Raw genomic sequence first — 22602 nt, 5'->3', positions numbered from 1 at the left:
CAGTATTGCTGTCTCACCACTCTTGTGAAACCTTCGGGAACCGGTTCCGACCGCACCGCACCCGCGGCCGGTCCCGCAGTTCGGTCCGCAGACCAGGCCACATCATCCGGAGGCCCGCGTTGACCACGATCCTGCGTATGCCCGGTGCGCCGGGCGAACTCACCCTCCCCGCCCTGCTGTTGCGCAACGCCGAGGACCACGGCGAGCTGCCCGCGCTCTCCTGGCGCGACGGCGGCCGCCCCGGCCGGCACACGCTGAGCTGGGCCGAGGCCCGCCGACGGGTCGCGGAACTGGCCGCCGGCTATCGCTCGCTCGGCGTACGGCGCGGCGAGATCGTCCTCCTGATGATGGGCAACCGCCCGGAACACTGGCTCAGCGATCTCGCGCTGGTGCACCTCGGAGCGGTGCCGGTGACGGTGTACGGCACCGCCGCGCCCGGACAGATCGCCGGGATCGCCCGGCACAGCAGGGCCCGCTTCGCCGTGCTGGAGGGGCCCCGTGAGCGGGAGCGCTGGGAGCCGTTGCTCGACGATCCAGCGGCCCGGCTGGAGAAGCTGGTGATCGTCGACGCGGACGGTATCGAGGCGGCGGGCGACGGCGTCGCCGGGGCGGGCCGGCACGCGACGTACGCGGACCTGGCCGGGCGGGGGGCCGAGCGGTACGCCCCCGCGGCGTTCGAGGACGGCTGGCGGCAGGTGGCGGCGGGGGACACCCTGACCGTCGTCTACACCTCCGGCACCACCGGCGAGCCCAAGGGCGTGGTGATCAGCCACCGCAACGTGCTGCTGGGCGCGGTGGCGCTGGACCAGGTGGTGGAGCTGCCCGACCACACCGCGCACCTGTGCTACCTCCCCTTCGCGCATATCGCCGAGCGGCTGCTGGGCCTGTACCTGCCGGTCTTCCGCGCCGGGCACGTCCACCTCTGCGCGGATCCGGCGACGGTCGCGGAGGCCGCGCGCGAGCTGCGTCCGGCGGAGTTCTTCGGCGTACCGCGGGTGTGGGAGAAGCTCACGGCGTCGGTACGGGCCGCGCTGGCACGGCTCCCCGCGGAGCGGCGGGCGGCCGTCGAGGCGGCGGGCGAGCAGGCCCGCGCGTACCTCGCGTGCCAGGAACGGGGCGAGCGCCCCTCCGCCGCGCTGGCGGAGGCGTACGCCGCGGCGAAGGCCGAGGTGCTCGGTCCGGTGCTGGCCATGGCGGGATTCGACCGGCTGGTGTGGACGGCGAGCGCTGCCGCGCCGATGCCCCCGGACGTGGTGCGGTTCTGGGCCGGTCTGGGCATCGTGATCATGGATGCCTGGGGGCTGACGGAGACGGCGGGGGTGTGTACGACGAACGGCCCCCGGGCATTCCGGCTCGGCTCGGTCGGCCGTCCGATCGACGGTCTGGAGGTGCGTACGGCCGCGGACGGGGAGATCGAGGTCCGGGGGCGGACGGTGTGCGAGGGGTACCTGCGGGCCGACGGGTCGGTGGAGCCGGCCACCGATGCCGAGGGCTGGTTCGCGACGGGCGACCTCGGCCGGTTCGACGAGGACGGCTTCCTCTGGCTGACCGGCCGCAAGAAGGAAATGATCGTGACCTCGACGGGCAAGAACGTCTCGCCCGCGCTGGTCGAGAACACCCTCAAGGAGCACCCGCTGATCGGGCAGGCGCTGGTGCACGGGGACGGCCGGTCCTACCTGGTCGCGCTGCTCGTCCTGGACCCGGAGGCGGCCTCTGCCTGGGCGGCGCGGCGTGGTATCGGCGGGACGGTGCGGGAGCTGGCCGGGCATCCGGAGGTGCGGGCCGAGGTCGAGCGGGCCGTCGAGGCGGCGAATTCGCGCCTGAACCGAACAGAACAAGTCAAGAAATTCTCGTTGCTGGGCGAGGAGTGGGGGCCGGAGACGGGCGAACTGACGCCGTCCTTGAAATTACGTCGCCAGGCAATTCTGGTCAAATACGGACAAATATTGGATGTCCTATACACGATGTGACCTTGCCCACAGACGGCGGGTCGGTCTTCGGGGAAGGTGTGCCGTCGGCCGACCGTGAGACCCGCGGGATCCGGCCTTCGCTCGATCGCCTGCCTCACGGCAAGCGCCTGCCCGAAAGCGAGAACCACCAGCAGTGAGCACGGAAACCGTCACCGAGACAGCCCACAGGTCACCTGACGGGGGGAGCGGCGCGCAGCAGGACGCGGGCGACGCGGGCTACAGCAAGGGCCTCAAGGGCCGGCACATCAACATGATCGCCATCGGCGGGGCGATCGGCACCGGCCTGTTCCTGGGCGCCGGCGGCCGGCTGCACTCCGCCGGTCCCGCCCTGGCCGTCGCCTACGCCGTCTGCGGCGTCTTCGCCTTCTTCGTCGTCCGCGCCCTCGGCGAGCTGGTGCTGCACCGCCCGTCGTCCGGTTCGTTCGTCTCCTACGCCCGGGAGTTCCTGGGCGAGAAGGGCGCCTACGTCGCCGGCTGGATGTACGTCGTCAACTGGTCGACGACCGGTATCGCCGACATCACCGCGATCGCCCTCTATACGCACTACTGGAGCCTGTTCACCGACATCCCGCAGTGGGTGATGGCGCTGATCGCGCTGGCGGTCGTGCTGGCGGTGAACCTGATCTCCGTGAAGATCTTCGGTGAGCTGGAGTTCTGGTTCGCGATCATCAAGGTCGTCGCGCTGGTCGTCTTCATGTTCATCGGCATCTTCCTGCTGGCCACCCAGCACCCGGTCGACGGCCACACCCCGGGGCTGAATCTGATCACCGACAACGGCGGCCTCTTCCCGACCGGCCTGCTGCCCGTGGTGATCGTGCTCCAGGGTGTGGTCTTCGCCTACTCCGCGGTCGAGCTGGTCGGTGTCACCGCGGGTGAGACCGCGGAGCCGCAGAAGGTCGTGCCGAAGGCCGTGAACTCCATCATGTGGCGGGTGGGCATCTTCTACGTCGGCTCGGTCGTCCTGCTCGCGATGCTGCTGCCGTGGGACAAGTACACCGGCAGCGAGAGTCCCTTCGTCACGGTGCTGTCCAACGTCGGTGTCCCGGCGGCGGGCGATGTGATGAACCTCGTCGTGCTGACCGCGGCGATGTCCAGCCTGAACTCCGGCCTCTACTCGACCGGCCGTATTCTGCGCTCCATGTCGATGGCCGGCTCCGCGCCGAAGTTCGCCGGCCTGATGAACCGCAACCAGGTGCCGTACGGCGGCATCATGCTCACCTCCGCGGTGTGTGTGCTCGGCGTCGGGCTCAACTACTGGCTGCCGGGCCAGGCGTTCGAGATCGTGATCAACATCGCGGCGCTCGGCATCATCAGCACCTGGTGCACGATCATGGTCTGTCACATGGTGTTCGTGCGCCGTGCCAAGGAGGGGCTGGCCACGCGTCCGCGCTTCCGGCTGCCGGGCACGCCGGTCACCGATATCGCCACGATCGTCTTCCTGCTCGGCGTGATCGTCCTGATGTGGTTCGACGGCGGTGTCGGCCGGCAGACCGTGCTGCTGATCCCGGTTCTCGCGGTGGCCCTGGTCGCCGGCTGGTACGCGGTCCGCGGCCGGGTGGCCCGGATCGCCAAGGAGCGCGAACAGGCGAAGTAGTCGCGCGGTAGCGACACCCGCAGCAGTCAGGGCGGTCGCGGAGGCCGGAAGGCGTCCGCGGCCGCCCTTGCGTTCGGCCGCACCGGGGCGCCGACGGGCCCGTCGGCTCAGCCGCCGAGCACCGGATAGTGGTCGGAGAGGTTGGTGTAGGTGTAGTTCCTGCCCCAGCTGGAGACGGTCCAGGGCGCCGACTCCTCCTTGATCACCTCGTTCCGCCATCCGCCGGGCCGGGCATGGCCGTTGCGGTGCAGCACGTAGTCCAGGTCCTCGCGGGGGTCGTCCGGGTAGCGGTACTTCGCGACGGAGTTCTCCCGGGTGTCGAACGAGTACGGGTGGCCGGTGCGCCCGTCGGCGGGCGCCAGGTCGGCGTTGGCGAGCAGGGCGTCGTATTCGGCGCTGCGCGAGTCGACGTTCAGATCACCGGCGACCATGACCTCCTCGTCCGCCGGAATGTGCCGGGCGTCCAGGAAGGCGTCCAGCTCCTTGAACTGCTTGGCGCGGTCGGCGGCCGCCTCGCCCGCCGCGCAGCCCGAGTCGGTGGACTGGGCGTGGGTGCCGACGATATGCACCTTGGTGCCGTCGACGTTCAGTACCGCGTAGACGAAGCCCTTGTTGGACAGGGAGTCCGCACCACAGGCGTCCTTGTAGACGTACTGCTCCTTGCGCAGGATCGGCCACTTGCTCAGCAGCGTCACCCCGCCGTCCTCCGGGGCGGTGGAGGAGTAGGCGCCGCCGGTGGCGTCCCAGCCGTCCTTGCTCCGGCCGACCACCGGGGTCTGGTGCGGGTACTGCGCCGAGGCCTGCGACTTCAGCGCGTCCGAGGAGGAGTTGTCGAATGCTTCCTGGAGGACGACCACATCGTTGCCCCGGAAGAAGTCCGCGGCCGCGATCGCCTGCGCGCGGTGGTCCTGGCCCCAGTTGGGGTAGAGGTTCTTGCTCATCAGGAAGGCGTTGTAGGACAGCACCTTCAGGTGCGGGGCGGTGGCGGCCGACGCCGTGGGGGGTATGGCCGTGAGGGTGACGGCGGCCAGGGCGGCGGCGGTCGCGGCGGTCCGGGAGGTGCGCAGCGCGGAGTGCGGCACGGGAACTCCTTGTGGGGGGTGGGGGGTTGGTCCGGCGATCTATCCAACCAGCCGTGGTTACTTCCAGGTAACCACCTGGGTGTGAAGAGATGGCGGAGAGGGGGATTCGGGGCGAGAGGTCCGGAGCGGGGTGCCGCCGTATGATGATGAATGCCATGAATGTGGAGATTGCTGACCGAGGTGGCCCGGACCCCCCACCGGTCGGCGGGATGCTCTGGTCGCTGGCCGGGGATATCCGCATGCTGCTGACCCTGCCGCCCGCGCTCACCATGCAGGTCGCGCACCCGGCGGTGGGCGCCGGTGTGGACGACCACTCCGCCTTCCGTACGGACCCGTGGGGGCGCGGTGAGCGGTCGCTGGTCTCGCTGCAGCTGTGGGTGTACGGAGGCGAGGGCGCGGCGGAAGAGGGGCGCCGGCTGCGGCGGCTGCACCGGACCATCCAGGGGACCGACGCCCACGGCCGTACCTACCACGCGCTCACCCCCGCCTGTTACGCCTGGGTGCACGCCACCGGCTACCCCGTCTTCCGGAACGTCCAGCGGTACCTCGGCCGCCGCCCCTTCACCGAGGAGCAGGAGCGCCGGCTGTACGCGGAGTGGCTTCAGGTCGGGCGGGTCCTGGGCATCCACGACCGCGATATGCCGCAGACCATCGAGGAGTTCTGGCCGTACTACCGCAAGGTCCTCGATGAGGAGCTCGAAGAGACCACGGTGGTACGGGAGTTGATCGCCACCGACCCGCCGCTCCCGGTCCCCGACTATGGGCCTCGGTGGGTGCGGCTGCTGCTCCGGCTGACCTGGCCGTGGCTCCGGCCGCGGTTCGCCCGCTTCCGCAGGTTCATCACGATCGGCCTGATGCCGCCGGATGCCCGGCGTGCCATCGGCCTGGAGTGGACGGACGCCCAGGAGCGCCGGCTGTGCCGCTTCGGGCGGGTGGTGGGTACCGTCGTCCCCCTGCTGCCGGAGCGGCTGCGCTATCTGCCCGTCGCGCGCCGGGCCCGCCGGGCGGCCCGGCGGTGAGGCGGCGGAGCGGGGGAGCGGGGAGCCGGGGTGTGATACGCCCCGGCTCCCCTCAACTGACCCTGAGCCGTCCCTGAGCTGACCCTGAGCCGGCCGTCACTCAGTGCCCGTGCGTCCCGTGGGACTCGTGCACCTCGTTCGTGGCGGCGATCGCCTTCCACGACTTCGGCTGCGCCACCGGCGTCGTGTTCCGTGCCGCTATCGTGGCGCCCTTGGCCGCCCCGAAGGACGGCTTGGCGGCCTGGAACAGCCAGGTGTCGAAGAAGCCGGCGAGCCGCTCACCGGACTTCTTCTCCGCGAACTTCACGAAGTCGGCCACCGAACCGTTGCCGTACCTGTTCTCGGTCGGCCAGGACTTGAGGAGCCCGAAGAAGACCTTGTCGCCGAGCTTGTTGCGCAGTGCCTGGAGGGCCAGCGCGCCCCGGTCGTAGACCGCGATGTCGAACTGGTTCTCCGCGCCGGGGTCACCGGGCTTGACCTTCCAGAACGGGTCGTCGGCCGGGTGCTGCTGGTAGACGTACTCCGCGAGCTGCTGGGCGGTGCCCTCACCCTCCTTCTCCGACCACAGCCACTGCGAGTAGCGGGCGAAGCCCTCGTGGACCCAGATGTCCTTCCAGTCCTTGAGGGACACACTGTCGCCGTACCACTGGTGCGCCAGCTCGTGTACGACCACCGACACGTTGGTGCCGCGGTCGAACGCCTGCTTGCCGTAGAACGGGCGGGTCTGGGTCTCCAGCGCGTACCCGGCCGGTACGTTCGGCACATACCCGCCCAGCGCGTTGAAGGGGTACGGGCCGAAGACGCTCTCCTCCCACTCCGCGATCTCGGCGGTGCGTTCGATACTGGCCTTGGCCGCACCCGTGTTGGCGCCGAGGTCCTTGCTGACGGCGTTGATGACCGGCAGCCCGTTGGCGGTGGTGTCCTTGGTGATGTCGAACTTGCCGACCGCCAGCGTCGTCAGGTACGTGGCCTGCGGCTTGTCCGAGCGCCAGTTGTAGCGCGTCCAGCCGAGCTTGGAGGTCTCCGACAGCAGTACGCCGTTGCTGAGCGCCTGGGTCCCGTCCGGGACCGCCACCGAGATGTCGTACGTAGCCTTGTCGGTGGGGTGGTCGTTGCTGGGGAACCACCACGCGGCGCCGTGCGGCTCCTGCGCCACCACGCCGCCGTCCGGCGTACGGGCCCAGGCGCTGAAGCCGTCGATCTTCAGCTCGGAGGGCTTGCCGGCGTAGCGCACCACCACGCTGACCTGCTTGCCCTTCTCCAGCGGGGCGGCCGGGGTGACCTCCAGTTCGTGCTGGCCGGAGGTGGTGTAGGCGGCCTTCTTGCCGTTGACCCGGATCTCGCTGACCTTGAGGCCGAAGTCCAGGTTGAAGCGGGAGAGGTTCTGGGTGGTCGTGGCGAGCAGCGTCGCCGTACCCTCCAGCAGGTCCGTCTTCGGCTGGTACTTGAGCCGCAGGTCGTAGTGGGAGACGTCGTACCCGCCGTTTCCGCTCGCGGGGTAGTAGCTGTCGCCCACCCCCGGGGCCCCGGGCTGGAAGTCGGCAGCCGATGCCGGGATCGCCAGCAGCAGACTGAGGGCGGCCGCGCCCGGGACGATAAGTCTGTGACGCACGAGTCCTCCAACTCGTAGGGGGATGGCTCTCATCCGGGACCTTATGTACTGTCCGGGGTCGCCGTCATGTACATGGTGCGATCCGACACATGATCGACATGAACGGCCGCGCAGGTGAGCGGCCCCGGACGCGGCCGTACGTGGGAACCACCGGCGGCCCGGCCGGTCGTCCCCCTCCTCCGTCCGGCCGCACAACCGCCGTCATATCTGCCCTTACGCAGGGGAGTTGTGCCGCGCTACCGTCCGCCTCGTGACGAATCCCGCGCGGTTTCCCCGCATCTCCTTCACTGTGCTCGTGCTGACGGCCGTCGCCGCCCTGCTGGCCGGCCTGACCGGGCCGGCCGCCGCGCAGGCGGCGGCGCCCGGTCCCGGTGAGAGCAGGCCCGTCTACTCCTACGACCGCGCGATACGCGAAGCGGTCTGGGTGGACACCCGGATGGACGGTGACTCGGACGGCCGGACCGACCGGGTCGCCGTCGACATCGTGCGGCCGTCCGAACCCGCCCGGCAGGGCCTCCGGATACCCGTGATCATGGATGCCAGCCCGTACTACTCCTGCTGCGGACGCGGCAACGAGGACCAGCGGAAGACCTACGACGCCCAGGGCCGGCCGGTCCAGTTCCCGCTCTTCTACGACAACTACTTCGTCCCGCGCGGCTATGCCACGGTCCTCGTCGACCTCGCGGGCACCAACCGCTCGGACGGCTGTGCCGACGTCGGCGGCCGCTCGGACATCCTGTCCGCCAAGGCCGTCGTCGACTGGCTCGGCGGCCGGGGCCGCGCCTACACCACGCGTACCGGAGGGCGGCTCGCCACGGCCGACTGGACCGACGGCCGCACCGGAATGATCGGCAAGAGCTGGGACGCCACCATCGCCAACGGCGTCGCGGCCACCGGCGTCGAGGGCCTGAAGACCATCGTCCCGATCTCCGGCATCTCCTCCTGGTACGACTACTACTTCGCCAAGGGCGCTCCGCTCTACGACTCGGGCCCCGACGGGCTCGCGAGCCTGGTCGACAGCCCGGAGGCGCAGAAGCGCTGCGCCGCGGTACAGCGGAGACTCGTCGAGGGCGCGCCGCGCAGCGGTGACTGGACGGATCTGTGGACCGAGCGGGACTACGTCCGCGACGCCGGCCGGGTCCGGGCCAGCGTCTTCATGGTGCACGGCCTGCAGGACCTCAACGTCCGCACCCGGCACGCCGGCCAGTGGTGGCAGGAGCTCGCCCGGCACGGCGTCGAACGGAAGATCTGGCTCTCCCAGACCGGGCATGTCGACCCCTTCGACTTCCGGCGCGGAGCCTGGGTCAAGACCCTGCACCACTGGTTCGACCACTATCTGCTGGGCTACGACAACGGCATCGAACGCGCCCCCATGGCCGATATCGAGCGCTCTCCCGGCAGCTGGTCCACCGATCCGCAGTGGCCCGCCCCCGGCACCCGGACCACCACGCTGCGGCCGGACAACGGCTCCGCGCCGGGCGTCGGGGTCCTCGGCACCACACCGGCCCCGCAGGGCGCGACCGAGACCTTCACCGACGACCCGGCGCTGAGCGAGGCCGACTGGGCCGCCCGGATCGACCAGTCCACCACCGCCAAGGCCGGGTTCACCACCGGCCCGCTGCGCGCGCCCCTGCGGCTGTCCGGCTCCGGAACGGTGACCGTGACCGCCACCCCGAGCACCACGACCGCCCATCTCTCCGCCGTCCTGGTGGACCTCGGCCCCGACACCATCCGCGACTACGCCGCCGCCGGTGAGGGCATCTCCACCCTCAACCACCGCACCTGCTGGGGAGCCGGTACCAAGGGTGACACCGGCTGCTTCAAGGAGACCGCCGCCGACACCCGGAAGGTCGCACACACCGTCTTCGGCCGCGGCTGGGCCGACCTCGGCAACTACGCCGACCCCCACCACGGCCGTCCGCTCACCCCGGGAAAGCCGTACACCCTCACCCTCGACCTGGCCGCCGCCGACCACATCGTGCCCGCCGGACACCGGCTCGCACTGATCGTGGCCGGCACCGACGCCGGTCTGATCGACCCGCCCGCGTCCCGGCCGACGCTCACCCTCGACCTCTCCCGTACCGCGGCCCGGCTCCCCCTGACCGGCGGCTCCCCGGCCCTCGCCCGGGCCCTCGCGGGGGCGCGCCCGCACACGGGCGGCGCACCGCTGGCCGGGATCGCCCCGCCGCGCTCCCTCACCCCCGTCCCCCGCTCCCTCCTTCCCCACCACACCCCCAAGGGAGGCACCTCCTCGTGACACGCCGCTCCCGCCGCCCCGGCCGACTGCTCGCCTTAGGGGCACTGGCCTTCGGCCTGACCGTCACGCTCGGCGCGACCCTGCCCGCCGCCCCGGCCGGCGCCGCCGGAACCCCGACACCCCGTACGGGGTTCGAAACCAGCCATGGCACGCGCTGGACCAGTCAGCCCGAGGAGCAGGCGTTCCTCGCCGCCGTCGACCGCGCCTCCGCACGCGTACGGGTCGACCGGATCGGCACCACCGAGCAGGGCCGCCCACTGCGGCTCGTCCGCATCGGCGCTCCCGCCCCGGAGCGCCCCGCCGGCGTACGGCGCGGCAACTCCGTCCTGCTGATCTGCGCCCAGCACGGCGACGAGCCCTCCGGCCGGGAGGCCTGCCTCTCCACCGTCCGCGACCTCGCCTACGCCAGGGACCGGGCCACCCGGCGCTTCCTGGAGCGCACCAGCGTGCTGGTCGTACCGACCGCCAACCCCGACGGCCGGGCGGCGAACATCAGGGGCAACGCCGACGGGAAGGACATCAACCGCGACCACCTCGCCCTGCGGACCGCCGAGGCCCGTGCCGTGGCCACGGTCCTCCGCGACTACCGCCCCGACTCCGTCCTCGACCTGCACGAGTACGACGCCGTCGTCCCGTACTACACGAAGGACCTGCTCTCCCTCTGGCCGCGCAACCCGAACACCGCGGAGGCGGTGCACCACGAATCCGGTGTACTCGCCGGGGAGTTCGTCGGACCCGCTGTCCGGAACGCCGGATTCAGTACCGGTGTCTACGGCATCTGGACCGACCCGGAGACCGGTGAACCCGTCAAGCAGGTCGCGGGCGACGGCCAGGAACGCATCCTCCGCAACACCGTGGGCGTCAAGGGTTCGCTCGGGCTGCTCGTCGAGACCCGCATCAACCCCCTCACCGCCGCCGAGCAGGCCGACCCCGCACTCAACAACCGGCGTCGGGTCGACTCCCAACTCGCCGCGGTGAAGGGGGCATTCGACTTCTCCGGACGTCACCGCGCCCGCGTCGAAGCGGCCACCGCCACCGCCCGGCTCGCCGGATACGCCGACCACGGCCCGGTCTACCTCGGTGGCGCCGACAACGCGCCCCCCACCGACGCGCAGACCCTCTCCGACCCGCCCTGCGCATACCGCCTGGACGCCGCGCAACTGGCCCGCATCGAGGACGCGTTGGCGCTGCACGGCCTGGTGTGGCGGCCGGACCCGGCCGGCGGCGCGGTCGTCCCGCTGCGTCAGTCGCTGCGCGGCCTCGTCCCGCTGCTGCTGGACCAACGGGCCGGATATCACCTTGCGGTTGCGATGCCCACGGACGACTGCCGTGCGTGATAGGGGGTAAGCGGCAGGGAAATCATGGCCGATCGAAAGGTCGATGCGTGTCGGAGACAATCAAGAGAGACCCCAACGCGGCAGATCCCCACGAGACAGAACCCAACGACGAGACAGAACCCGGCGAGACAGGCCCCGGCGAACGAGACGGACGAGGCGAACGAGACGCCGGCCGGCGGACCGGGCCGCCGCAGACCGACCGCGTGGTCTTCGGTGTGACCGCGCTGCTCACCCTCGCCTTCATCGGGTGGGGCGCGACCTCCACCAGCTCGCTCAAGAACGCGTCGACAGCGATGCTGAACTGGGTGATAGACAACGGTGGCTGGGCCTTCGTGCTCGCCTCCTCCGGCTTCGTGATCTTCGCGATCTGGCTGGCCGCCGGCAAGTACGGCCGGATCACGCTCGGCAAGGAGGGGGAGCCGCCCGAATTCCGCACCGTGTCCTGGATCGCGATGATGTTCAGCGCGGGTATGGGCATCGGGCTGATGTTCTACGGAGTCAGCGAGCCGCTGGGGCACTTCACCAGTCCGCCCCCGGGCACCGACCCCAAGGACGCCGCCCAGGCCATGGACACCGCCATGGCCACGACCTTGTTCCACTGGACACTGCACCCATGGGCCATCTACGCGGTCGTGGGACTGGCCATCGCGTACAGCTGCTTCCGGCGGGGGAGACGGCAGACGATCAGCGCGGTGTTCACTCCTCTCATCGGCACACGGCGGGCCAACGGCTGGGGCGGCCGGGTCATCGACATCCTGGCCATCTTCGCCACCCTCTTCGGCTCCGCGGCCTCGCTGGGGCTCGGAGCGCTGCAGATCGGCAGCGGTATCAAGGTGCTGGGCTGGATGGACAGCGTGAGCACCAGCCTGCTGGTCGCCGTCATCACCGTCCTGACCATCGCCTTCATCCTCTCCGCGGTCTCGGGTATCGCCAAGGGGATCCAGTTGCTGTCCAACATCAACATGGTGTTGGCGGTGGTCCTGGCGGTCTTCGTCTTCGCGGTCGGGCCGACCATCCTCATCCTCAACCTCCTGCCGACCTCCCTCGGTTCGTTCCTCGGTGAGCTGCCGCAGCTGGCCGGCCGTACGGAGGCCGGCAGCGGTGCCGATGTGGGTGACTGGCTGCGTACCTGGACGGTGTTCTACTGGGCGTGGTGGATCTCCTGGACGCCCTTCGTGGGGATGTTCATCGCCCGGATCAGCCGTGGCCGGACGATCCGTCAGTTCGTCGGCGGGGTCATCCTCGTGCCGAGCGTGGTCAGCCTGCTGTGGTTCGCGGTGTTCGGCGGTTCGGCCATGAAGCTGCAGGACGACAAGCGGCTCAGCGGCTCCAGCACCCCCGAGGGCCAGCTCTTCGACGTCCTGCACCAGTACCCGCTCTTCACGGTCATGAGCGTCCTCGTCATGGTCCTGGTCGGCATCTTCTTCGTCTCCGGAGCAGATGCCGCGTCGATCGTCATGGGGACGCTGTCGCAGAAGGGGACCTTGGAGCCGAGCCGGCTGATGGTGGTCTTCTGGGGCGTGGTGACCGGTGCGGTCGCCGCGATCATGCTGCTGATAGGCGGCGGCTCGGACGACGCACTGACCGGGCTGAAGAATCTGACGATCCTGGTCGCGGTGCCATTCATGGTCGTGATGATCGCGATGTGCTGGGCGCTGACCCGGGATCTGCGCAGCGATCCGCTGATCGTGCGCGGGCAGAAGGGCGAGGAGGCCGTCGAGATGGCGGTGATCGCCGGCCATGAGCAGTACGACGGCGACTTCGCCCTCCAGATCGGCCCGGGCGGCAACGGGACCGGCAACGGCAACGAGACCGGCACCGGCGGGGGCAAGGGCAACGGCACCGGGACCGCGTCAGGAGAGGAGGGCGCGGGCTAGCGCGGGCGCGCCGGCCCCGGCGCCGGCGCGCGGCTCCGCTCCCGTGGAGGGCCGGACACCCCGGCCCTCCACGGGCAGCGCGGGGCTGCCAGCCGTCCAGGGCCTGTTCCGCCCCAGCCGGCGTCCAGGGCCTCCCGGACCAGATGTACCACCTCGTCGGCGCAGCCCCATGCGACGGTGACCCCCGCGCCCCCGTGCCCGTAGTTGTGGACGCAACGGGCGCCGCCGGGCAGCCGTTCCGCCACCAGGCGCACGGCGGACCGGGCCGGGCGGAGTCCCACTCTGTGGGCCAGGATCCGGGCCCGCGCCAGCTCCGGGAAGTGCCGTGCGCAGCGGGCCACGATCGCCTCGGCCACCGCCGGATCGGGCTCCCGCGACCAGGCGTGCTCCTGCGCCGTACCGCCCAGCACCAGACCGTACGGCTGCGGCAGCGCGTACGTCGTCTCCGTGGCGCCCGGGGCCGCCGTGACGGACCACTCCTCGATACCCGGGTTGGCGACGATCACCAACTGGCCCTGAACCGGGTGGACATCCGGATCCGGCACGAGATCGCGGGCACCCAGGCCGGAGCAGTTGACGACCACGTCCGCCGCCCGGCCGGCCGCCTCCAGAGAGGTCACCTCGTACCGCTCGACGTCCCCGCCCGCCGCGGCCAACCGCCCTTCCAGATAGTGGAGATGGGTCGGCATGTCCACCAGAGGGGTACGGGCCCGCCACCCCGACGCGCACCCCTCGGGGAGTTCGTCCGGACGGGCCGGCCGCAGCCCGGGTACGGCGTCGTACCAGGAGGCCAGGCCGTCATCCGTGCCCTCCGGGCGGCCGGCTGTCGCGGGTGCCTGCGCCATCGTCCCGGTCACCATCCGGGCACCGGTCTCCTCCGGATTCCGGGCCAGTCCGGCGAGCACGTGGAAGGAGCGTACGGCCCACCGCACCGCCTGCTCGTACGGCCGGATGCGGTAGGGCCAGCACAGCCCGCCGGCCACCGCGGACGTCGTCCCACCCGCCGCGTCCCGGCTGAGCACCCGCACCCGGTGGCCGTCCTCCGCCAGCGCGACCGCCGCCGTCAGCCCGATCACGCCGCCGCCTATCACGCACACGTCACCTGTGTCGGTCGCCATATCGGGATGCTAAGGCCGCCTCTCCGATGCGTCAGCGCCCGGGCCGCGGAACGCCGTCCTACGAGCCCGCCCGGCCGCAGCTCCCGGCCAATCTGGGCCACTACGAGGACACCTTCCGGAAGGCCGACGGCAGTTGGCGGCTGGCCGTCCGTACCGTGTTCCTGCCCTTCGGAGGGCCGACCCGGAGACTGGGGGCGCCGTCCTGAACGTGGTACGGCCGCGGTTTGTGATCTTGCGGTAACCCTTCGGCAGTGCTGCGGACGTGTTGCGGACAAATGGGGACCTTAGGCTGGTAGCAGCACCGACGGCCGATGTCGCCCCTCGGATTCCGCTTGCTGTTCTTCCGTACGCCGTCGTCTGAGGAGGCCCATGCTCCGCGCGCCGCGCGCCGTACCCGCCTGGTTGGCGCACCCGTTCCGCTGGCAACGGCTGCCCGTGCCCTGGGCCGCCGTCGCCCGAGGCGCGCTGTGTGCCGGGCCGCTGCTCGGCGTGGGCATCGCGACCGGCCATCCGGCGCCCGGTGTGCTGGTCGGGCTCGGCTCGATGCTGGCCGGTGTCAACGACCGCCCCGGCACCCGGCGTACCGGCATCGTCCGGATCGGCCTGCCCGCCCTCGCCTCGTCGCTCGGCATGCTGATCGGTGCCTCGCTGCAGGCGGCCGGCGCGGGCTGGTGGATCGTTCCGGCACTGTTCGTGATCGGTTTCGCGTCCGGCGCGGGCAGTGTGGCCGGGCCGGTGCGGTCCAACGCCGGTATGCAGATGCTGGCCACCACCATTCTCGGCGCCGGGATGCCGCTTCCCGGCGCGCCCTGGGCGAAGGCTCTCTACGTCCTCGCCGGCTGCCTCTGGCTGCTCCTGCTGCGCCTCGTCCTGCGGTCGCCCCGCCCGGCGGGCGGCGCGCTCAGCGGTGAGCGGGCGGCGGTCGCCCGGGTCTTCGACGTGCTCGCCGAGGCCCTGGAGGCGGTCGGCGGACCCGGCGCCGAGCCCGCCCGGCGCAGGCTCACCGCCGCCCTGGACCGCGCCGACGAAGCCCTGCGGCTGCGCCGGCTGACCAGCAGGCTGTGGCACCGGCCGGTCCGTACGGAAGAGCTCCTGCTGGCCGAGCGGTTCGCCGCCGCCACCGCGCTGTGCGAGGCCAGCGTGGCGCTGCTGTGGGAGGCCCGCCCGCTGCCCGCCCGGGTCACCCGGAGCCCCCGGCAGTTCGCCGAAGCGCTGCGCACCGGGCGGGCGCCGGGACGGGTGTCCGCCCCGGAGACCAGCACCGCCGCGCGCGGTGCGTTCGACCAGGCGCTGCTGGACACGGCGGTGGCGTTCGCCCGCCGGGAGCCGTCCCCGCGGCCGGGCGCGGGACCGCAGACGGGCGCGGGACCGCAGACGGGGCCGAGGACGGGACCGGACGCGGGACCGGAACCGGCGCGGAACCGGGCGCGCGCCGCCGCCGAGCGGCGGATGGCCCCGGCGTCCGGACGCCCGCGCCCGGCGACCGCCGTCCGGCGGGCGCTGTGGGTGGCCGCCGGACGGGCCCGGCCCGGACGCGGCCTGTTCGGGCCCGCCGGGCGGGACTACGGCCTCCGGGTCGCCGTGTGCATCGCCGCCAGCGCCGCGGTGGCCCTGCTGCTGCGCGCCGACCACTGGTACTGGCTCCCGGCGACCGTCACCTTCCTCGTCAAGCCCGACCTGGGCCCGCTCTTCTCCCGTACGGTCAACCGCTTCGCCGGGACCGTGGCCGGGGTGCTGGTCTTCGCCGGGGCGGGGCAGCTCTTGACGGGGGCGCTGACAGGGCCGCTGACGGGGGCGTGGTGGCCCGCGCTGGTGGCCGGTGCGGGCGGGGCGCTGCTGCCCTTCGCCACCCGCCACTTCGCCCTGCAGACCGTCGCCATCACTTTGATGGTGCTGTCGTTCGTGCACGTCAGCGGGGACCCTCAGGCCGCCACCGAGCGGATCGTCGACACCTCCATCGCCTGCGGCATCGTGCTCGTCGTCGGGCATCTGCCCGCGCTCGCCGATCCGCGCCGCCGGGTCGGGCAGCGCGTCACCGCGGCGCTGCGCGCCACCGAGCGGTTCCTGCGGCACGTGCTGGAGGCGGAACCCGGCCAGGATCCCACCGAGCGGCTGGCCCTGCGCCGCGCCGCGTACCGGGCGCTGGGGGAGGCGAGGACGGCGGCGGAGACCGCCGCGGCCGAACTCCTCGCCGCCCGGGACCGCAACCCCGACTGGCTGACGGTGGTGACCGCCGCCGAGCGCATCGTGGACGCCGCGACCGCCTGCGCCGTACGCCTCGACCACGGCGCGCACCGCCCGGATCCCGAGGAGGCCGAGCGGCTGTGCCGGGCGCTCTCCGCCATGGCGGACGCCCTGGACGACCCGCGCCACCGGCGGGAGGCCACCGTCCCGGCCCGGGACCTCCGGCCGGTCCCGGACTGCGCCACGCTCACGGACGTGGCCGCCGAACTGGAGCGCATCCGCGGATTCGCGGGGACGGGCTGACCCGCACCGGCCCCGCACCGGCGCCGGCGCGCGGCGGCCGAGGGCCGCGGTGACGCGCCCTCGGCGGTGTGCCGGGCGGGGCCGTGCCGGGCGGGGCCGCCCCGGTCGCCGGTCGCCCCGCCCGTCGCCGTACGTCAGCGGCCGCCGCGCTCCTTCCCCAGGAGCCCGGCCCGTCGCAGGGCGTCCGCCATGGCGCCGTTGGCCGGTGCGGCGTCGCGGCCGCCGCGCTGGTCGCCACCGCGCCGGCCGCCGCCCTGGCGCTGCCGCGGCGCACCGCCCCGGCCGCCCTCGCGCGGTCCGCGGCCGCCGGCAGCACCCGCGCCGCCGCGCCGCTCGCCGCCGCCCGCCGACGCCCCCTTCTCGTGCTTCTCGTGCTCGTCGTCCAGCCGCAGGGTCAGCGAGATCCGCTTCCGCGGGATGTCGACATCGAGCACCTTGACCCGCACGATGTCGCCCGGCTTCACCACATCCCGCGGGTCCTTGACGAAGCTCCTGGACATCGCCGAGACATGGACCAGACCGTCCTGGTGCACACCGATGTCCACGAACGCCCCGAAGGCGGCGACATTGGTCACCACGCCCTCCAGGAGCATCCCCGGCCGCAGATCGCCGATCTTCTCCACGCCCTCCTTGAAGGTCGCGGTCCGGAACTCCGGGCGCGGGTCGCGGCCCGGCTTCTCCAGCTCCTGCAGGATGTCGGTCACGGTCGGCAGACCGAAGGAGTCGTCGACGAACTCGGCGGCCTTCAGGGTGCGCAGCACCGCGGTGTTGCCGATCAGCGAGCCGACCCCGGTGCCGGCCGCCTTCACCATCCGGCGCACCACCGGGTACGCCTCCGGGTGCACGCTGGAGGCGTCCAGCGGATCGTCGCCGCCCCGGATCCGCAGGAAGCCCGCGCACTGCTCGTACGCCTTCGGGCCGAGCCGCGACACGTCCTTGAGGGCCTTACGGGAGCGGAACGGGCCGTTCTGGTCCCGGTGCGCGACGATGTTCTCGGCGAGGCCCGAGCCGATCCCCGACACCCGCGAAAGCAGCGGCGCGGACGCCGTGTTGACGTCCACACCGACGCCGTTCACACAGTCCTCGACCACCGCGTCGAGGGAGCGGGACAGCTTCACCTCGGACAGATCGTGCTGGTACTGGCCGACGCCGATCGACTTGGGGTCGATCTTGACGAGCTCGGCGAGCGGGTCCTGCAGGCGGCGGGCGATCGACACCGCACCGCGCAGCGAGACGTCCAGGTCCGGCAGCTCCTGCGAGGCGAACGCGGAGGCGGAGTACACCGAGGCGCCCGCCTCGGACACCATCACCTTCGTCAGTTTCAGCTCCGGCTGGGCGGCGATCAGATCGGACGCCAGCTTGTCGGTCTCCCGGGAGGCGGTGCCGTTGCCGATCGCGATCAGCTCGACACCGTGCTCACGGGCCAGCTTCGCCAGCGTGCCCAGGGCGGCGTCCCACTTCTGCTGCGGCACATGCGGGTAGATGGTGTCCGTGGCGGCCACCTTGCCGGTCGCGTCCACCACGGCCACCTTCACCCCCGTACGGAAGCCGGGGTCCAGGCCCATCGTGGCGCGGGTACCGGCGGGCGCCGCCAGCAGCAGATCGCGCAGGTTCGAGGCGAAGACCCGCACCGCCTCGTCCTCGGCGGCCTGCCGCAGCCGGAGCCGCAGATCGATGCCGAGGTGCACCTGGACCCGGGTGCGCCAGGCCCAGCGGACGGTGTCCAGCAGCCACTTGTCCGCCGCGCGCCCGCGGTCGGCGATCCCGAACCTCCCGGCGATGGACCGCTCGTAGGAGCTCGGGCCCTCGGCGGCCGCCGACGGGTCCTCCGGCTCCAGCGCGAGGTCGAGGATCTCCTCCTTCTCGCCGCGGAACATCGCCAGTACCCGGTGCGACGGCAGCTCGGTGAACGGCTCCGCGAAGTCGAAGTAGTCGGCGAACTTCGCGCCCGCCTCCTCCTTGCCCTCGCGTACCTTCGCCGCGACCTGCCCGCGCGACCACATCCGCTCGCGCAGCTCACCGATCAGGTCCGCGTCCTCGCTGAACCGCTCGGTCAGGATGGCCCGCGCGCCCTCCAGGGCGGCGGCCGGATCGGCGACCCCCTTGCCGGCGTCGACGAACGCCGCGGCGGCCGCGGCCGGTTCCACCGACGGGTCGGTGAGCAGCCCGTCGGCGAGCGGCTCCAGGCCCGCCTCCCGCGCGATCTGCGCCTTGGTGCGCCGCTTCGGCTTGAACGGGAGGTAGATGTCCTCCAGCCGGGCCTTGGAGTCGGCGCCGCGGATCTGGGCCTCCAGCGCGGCGTCCAGCTTGCCCTGGGACCGTACGGACTCCAGGATCGCGCTCCGCCGTTCCTCCAGCTCCCGCAGGTAGCGCAGCCGCTCCTCCAGGGTGCGCAGCTGCGCGTCGTCGAGCGTCCCGGTGGCCTCCTTGCGGTAGCGCGCGATGAACGGGACGGTCGAGCCGCCGTCGAGCAGTTCGACCGCGGCCTTCACCTGCCGCTCCTGGACGCCGAGTTCCCCGGCGATCCGTGCTTCGATGGACCCGAGGGCCCCGATGGGCTCAGTGGATGCCGTCACGTTGATCCTGCCCCGCCTTCCAGCTCGTACTTCGAGCCTGCATTGTGCCGGTTGGCGGGCCGGACTGTCGCACCGCCCGGCCGGTGGCGCCGGGGTGTGAGCAGCCGCACTCACACCCCGGCGGGCCCGCCGGAGGGCATCCCCTACTTGCCGAACAGCTCCGCCGGGAACGCGCCGGCGTTCACGATGGCCGTGGTGAAGCCGGTCGCCAGCTCGGTGAGCCGGGCCACGCCCGCCGCGCCCAGGTGCTCGTACGGACCCCGGTCCAGCCGGTCCGTCGTGTGCTCCAGGTCCTCGCGCAGCCGGACCCCGGCCTCGGTCAGCCGGTCCTCGGCGTCCAGGAGCCCGCGGGTCCGCAGCCGCTCCTGCGCGGCCCGCAGGTCCTCCTCCGACCAGCCGCGGATCCGCAGTGCGCCGTGCAGGTTCATACCGTTTCCGGTGGCGGAGTGGGTGACCAGCGCCTCCAGCCCGTCCAGTTCGGCGTCGAGCAGGGCCATCAGGTGGCCGTCGCCGCGGTGTTCGCGCAGGAGCGTGGCGGCGTGCCAGTAGGCCAGGTGCGGGGCCTCCGGTACGGGCAGATCGGCCTGCGCGGCGGCCAGGGGACGGGCCGGGCGGCTGCAGCCCTCGGCGGCGCGCAGTGCCAGCTCCGCCGCCTCGGCCATCTCCGGCGACGCGAGCGCCGCGTCGCCGAGCAGGCGGCGCAGGGTGGCGTCCGCGGCGCGCAGCCGGGCCGCCAGCACCGCCTCGGGGGTGGCGACCGACCAGACGTGCGGGACGTGCTCGGCGATCAGGTCGTAGTTGAAGTTGTAGAAGGTCGCCGCGATGGTGCCGGGGCCCACCGCGCCCATCGCCGCGCCGCGGGAGGCGAAGTAGCCGGCGCTCCTGTTCTCGATGCCGGCCTTCGCCATCTCGGCGGGGAACTCCGGCGCGAAGTAGTGCGCGGAGTGGAAGGGGTTGATGACGTGGTGACAGGTGCGTCCGGCCTGCTCGGGCAGTGCGCTGGAAGATGTCATACGGGGCAGGCTACCGACCCGTCGGTATGGGGGTGATGCCGGGGCGGCCGTGCATCCCGGGGTGTGGGCAGGCGGCCGTCCGCCGCCGGGGCCCGCTGCCCCGATGGCGGAAAAGGTGGGAAATCCGTCATTGCCGCCATCGGCTCCGCTGGCCAGGATGGACGTATGGACGGACACATGGAACGGCACGAGGTACCGAGGGAACAGCGCGAGGTACTGATCGTCCTCTTCGACGGTGTGCAGGGCCTCGATGTCTCCGGGCCCATCGAGGTCTTCCACGCCGCGGCCCAGCGGGCCCCGGGCGCGTACCGCATCCGCACCGCGAGCCTCGACGGCGCCCCGATCCGCACCACCAGCGGCCTCACCCTCGTCCCCGACGGTTCGCTCGCCGACGCCGCACCGCCGCACACCCTGGTGGTGCCCGGCGGCCAGGGCACCCGGGACCCCGACCCCCGGCTGATCGACTGGCTGCGCGGCAACGCCCACCGCGCCCGGCGCAAGGTCTCCGTGTGCAGCGGAGCGCTGCTGCTGGCCGAGACCGGACTGCTGGACGGGCGCCGGGCGACGACCCACTGGCTGCTGTGCGACACCCTCGCCGAACGGTTCCCCACGGTCCGCGTCGAGCCCGACCCGATCTATGTGCGGGACGGCGATGTGTCCTCCTCCGCCGGCGTGACGGCCGGTATCGACCTCGCGCTGGCCCTGGTGGAGGAGGACCTCGGCCGGGACCTCGCGCTGACCGTCGCCCGGCACCTGGTGGTCTTCCTCCGGCGGCCGGGCAACCAGACCCAGTTCAGCGCCCAGCTCGCGGCCCAGACCGCTCAGCGGCGGCCGCTGCGCGACGTCCAGCAGTGGATCACCGAGAACCCGGCGGCGGACCTGTCCGTCGACGCGCTGGCGTCCCGCGCGGGTCTCTCCCCGCGGCACTTCGCCCGGGCATTCCGCGATGAGACCGGTATGACGCCGGGACGCTTTGTCGACCGGGTACGGCTGGAGGCCGCCCGCCGCTGCCTGGAGGACAGCGCCGACGGGATCGAGCAGGTCTCCCGCCGCTGCGGCTACGGCACCCCCGAGGCGATGCGCCGCGCGTTCCTGCGGGTCCTGGGCGCCTCACCGGCCGAGTACCGCCGCCGTTTCCGGCCGTCCGCCCCCTGCCCGGCGGCCGGCTGACCGGCCCGCGCAGCGGCCCCTGCCAACACCTGCCGATCCGTACCAACCCCAACCAACCCCGACCATCCCCAACCAGCCCCGACCAACCCCTACCGACAGGAACCGCCATGCAGATCGCGATCGTCCTCTACGACGGCTTCACCGCTCTCGACGCCATCGGCCCCTACCAGACCCTGAGCCCGCTCCCGGACGCCGAGACCGTCTTCGTCGCCGAGCAGCCGGGCCCGGTCAGCGACGACAGCGGCAACCTGACCCTCGTGGCGAAGAAGGCGCTCAGCGAGGTACCGCGCCCGGACCTCGTGGTGGTCCCCGGCGGCCCGCCGCAGAACGTCGAGCGGCAGATGCGCAACGAGGCGATGCTCGGGTGGCTGCGCGCGGCCGACGCCACCTCGGCCTGGACGACCTCGGTATGCACCGGCTCCCTGATCCTGGCCGCGGCCGGGCTGCTCACCGGACGCCGCGCCACCTCGCACTGGCTCTCCCTGGAGGCGATCAAGGAGTTCGGCGTCGAGCCCACCGGCGAACGGGTCGTCTTCGACGGGAAGTACGTCACCGCCGCCGGTGTCTCGTCCGGCATCGACATGGGTCTGACCCTGGCCGGGCGGATCGCCGGTGACGCCTGCGCGCAGGGCATCCAGCTGATGGCGGAGTACGACCCGCAGCCGCCCTACGACGCGGGCTCGCCCGAGAAGGCCCCGGCCGAGCTGGTCGCCGAACTCAGGAGCCGCTTCGGGAACCGCGGGTAGCGCCGCCGGGGCCGCCCGCGCCGCCGGGGCCGCCCGCGCCGCCGGGGCCGCCCGCGCCGCCGGTGGCCGCGGGGCCGCCGGTCCACTCGAACCGCGGCGCCCTGCGCTCCAGGAAGGCGGCGGCACCCTCCGCGGTGTCGCCGCTCGCGCGCGCCTGCGCGGCCCAGTACGCACCGCGCTCCTCGGCCTCGTCCGGCGGTACGTCCCAGGTCCCGTTCGCCAGCTCCTTCGCCGCCGTCTGGGTTAGCAGCGACCGGCTCGCCAGTACCGCGGAGAACTCCGCTACCCGCTTGCCCAGCTCGCCCTCGGGCAGCACCTCGTCCACCAGCCCCGTCCGCAGCGCCCGCGCACAGTCGATCAACTCGCCCGAGAACAACAGGTACTTGGCGGTGGCGGGCCCGACCAGCCGGACCAGCCGCCGGGTGGCCGACGCCGGATAGACCACGCCCAGCTTGGCCGGCGTCACCCCGAACAGCGCCCCCTCCTCCGCGAACCGCAGATCGCAGGCGGCCGCCAACTGGGCGCCGCCGCCCACGCAGTAGCCCCGTATCGCCGCCAGCGTCGGCCCGGGGAACGCCGCCAGCGCCTCCTCGGCGGCCACCGCCAGCCCCTGCGACTCACCGGCCGCATCGCGCAGCGACCCGATGTCCGCGCCCGCGCAGAACGTCCCGCCCTCGCCGGTCAGCACCAGCGACCGTACGGTGCGGTCGGCGGCCAGCCGCGCCAGCAGGGGCGGCAGCTCCC

15 protein-coding genes and 1 pseudogene are annotated in these 22602 nt (G+C 72.5%); 10 read left to right on the top strand and 6 right to left on the bottom strand.

Annotation, left to right across the window (positions count from 1 at the left end; all coding sequences use genetic code 11):
• Positions 1–119: 119 nt before the first annotated feature.
• Positions 120–1970, top strand: coding sequence for an AMP-dependent synthetase/ligase (locus AZE13_RS04760; protein WP_066927316.1), 1851 nt, complete (start codon positions 120–122; stop codon positions 1968–1970).
• A 133-nt stretch (positions 1971–2103) separates the two neighbouring features.
• A complete protein-coding gene (locus tag AZE13_RS04755) occupies positions 2104–3564 on the top strand; it encodes an amino acid permease (RefSeq protein ID WP_066927314.1) in 1461 nt (486 codons plus the stop codon).
• A 107-nt stretch (positions 3565–3671) separates the two neighbouring features.
• Here the strand turns inward: AZE13_RS04755 and sph are convergent, their stop codons facing one another.
• The gene (sph, locus tag AZE13_RS04750) at positions 3672–4646 is read right to left on the bottom strand and encodes a sphingomyelin phosphodiesterase (RefSeq protein ID WP_066927312.1); all 975 of its coding nucleotides are present in this window, start codon (positions 4644–4646) and stop codon (positions 3672–3674) included.
• A 209-nt stretch (positions 4647–4855) separates the two neighbouring features.
• Here sph and AZE13_RS04745 point away from each other — a divergent pair, with 209 nt between their 5' ends.
• Positions 4856–5665: an oxygenase MpaB family protein gene (locus AZE13_RS04745; protein WP_066927310.1), complete on the top strand. Its 810-nt coding sequence runs from the start codon at positions 4856–4858 to the stop codon at positions 5663–5665.
• A gap of 100 nt (positions 5666–5765) precedes the next feature.
• Here AZE13_RS04745 and AZE13_RS04740 read toward each other — a convergent pair whose 3' ends face one another.
• A complete protein-coding gene (locus tag AZE13_RS04740; RefSeq protein ID WP_107288249.1) occupies positions 5766–7277 on the bottom strand; it encodes a M1 family metallopeptidase in 1512 nt (503 codons plus the stop codon).
• A 250-nt stretch (positions 7278–7527) separates the two neighbouring features.
• Here AZE13_RS04740 and AZE13_RS04735 point away from each other — a divergent pair, with 250 nt between their 5' ends.
• The 3 genes from AZE13_RS04735 (at position 7528) to AZE13_RS04725 (ending at position 12748) form a co-directional block, all read left to right on the top strand.
• On the top strand, positions 7528–9534 hold the full coding sequence (locus AZE13_RS04735) for a Xaa-Pro dipeptidyl-peptidase (protein ID WP_066927306.1): 2007 nt from the start codon (positions 7528–7530) through the stop codon (positions 9532–9534).
• The gene (locus AZE13_RS04730) at positions 9531–10871 is read left to right on the top strand and encodes a M14 family zinc carboxypeptidase (RefSeq protein WP_398780106.1); all 1341 of its coding nucleotides are present in this window, start codon (positions 9531–9533) and stop codon (positions 10869–10871) included. Before AZE13_RS04735 ends, AZE13_RS04730 begins: the two co-directional genes overlap by 4 nt.
• A gap of 203 nt (positions 10872–11074) precedes the next feature.
• Positions 11075–12748, top strand: a complete 1674-nt coding sequence (locus tag AZE13_RS04725) for a BCCT family transporter (protein ID WP_066927304.1) — start codon at positions 11075–11077, stop codon at positions 12746–12748.
• Here the strand turns inward: AZE13_RS04725 and AZE13_RS04720 are convergent.
• Complete coding sequence (locus AZE13_RS04720) at positions 12745–13866, bottom strand: FAD-dependent oxidoreductase (protein ID WP_079123701.1); 1122 nt, start codon at positions 13864–13866, stop codon at positions 12745–12747. The genes AZE13_RS04725 and AZE13_RS04720 overlap by 4 nt on opposite strands.
• 26 nt (positions 13867–13892) lie before the next feature.
• On the opposite strand from AZE13_RS04720, the gene AZE13_RS04715 reads away from it, so the two are divergent.
• A complete protein-coding gene (locus tag AZE13_RS04715; RefSeq protein WP_066927302.1) occupies positions 13893–14072 on the top strand; it encodes a hypothetical protein in 180 nt (59 codons plus the stop codon).
• 163 nt (positions 14073–14235) lie between these two features.
• Positions 14236–16353, top strand: a complete 2118-nt coding sequence (locus AZE13_RS04710) for an FUSC family protein (RefSeq protein ID WP_066927301.1) — start codon at positions 14236–14238, stop codon at positions 16351–16353.
• A 134-nt stretch (positions 16354–16487) separates the two neighbouring features.
• On the opposite strand, the gene AZE13_RS04705 is transcribed toward AZE13_RS04710, so the two are convergent.
• Together AZE13_RS04705 and AZE13_RS04700 are read right to left on the bottom strand one after the other, a co-directional pair.
• Positions 16488–18929: a Tex family protein gene (locus tag AZE13_RS04705; protein WP_066927299.1), complete on the bottom strand. Its 2442-nt coding sequence runs from the start codon at positions 18927–18929 to the stop codon at positions 16488–16490.
• Between the two features lie 143 nt (positions 18930–19072).
• A complete protein-coding gene (locus AZE13_RS04700) occupies positions 19073–19942 on the bottom strand; it encodes an SCO6745 family protein (RefSeq protein WP_066927296.1) in 870 nt (289 codons plus the stop codon).
• 165 nt (positions 19943–20107) lie between these two features.
• Here AZE13_RS04700 and AZE13_RS04695 point away from each other — a divergent pair, with 165 nt between their 5' ends.
• Positions 20108–21112, top strand: a complete 1005-nt coding sequence (locus AZE13_RS04695) for a GlxA family transcriptional regulator (protein ID WP_258527581.1) — start codon at positions 20108–20110, stop codon at positions 21110–21112.
• Positions 21113–21219: 107 nt separating this feature from the next.
• On the top strand, positions 21220–21858 hold the full coding sequence (locus tag AZE13_RS04690; RefSeq protein WP_066927294.1) for a DJ-1/PfpI family protein: 639 nt from the start codon (positions 21220–21222) through the stop codon (positions 21856–21858).
• Positions 21859–21937: 79 nt separating this feature from the next.
• Here the strand turns inward: AZE13_RS04690 and AZE13_RS04685 are convergent.
• Positions 21938–22602 (bottom strand): annotated as a pseudogene (locus tag AZE13_RS04685) (enoyl-CoA hydratase/isomerase family protein); the annotation flags it as partial.

The sequence above is a fragment of the Streptomyces sp. NBRC 110611 genome, assembly GCF_001590865.1.
Taxonomy (GTDB): domain Bacteria; phylum Actinomycetota; class Actinomycetes; order Streptomycetales; family Streptomycetaceae; genus Streptomyces.
This window is presented reverse-complemented; position numbering and strand designations above follow the sequence as displayed.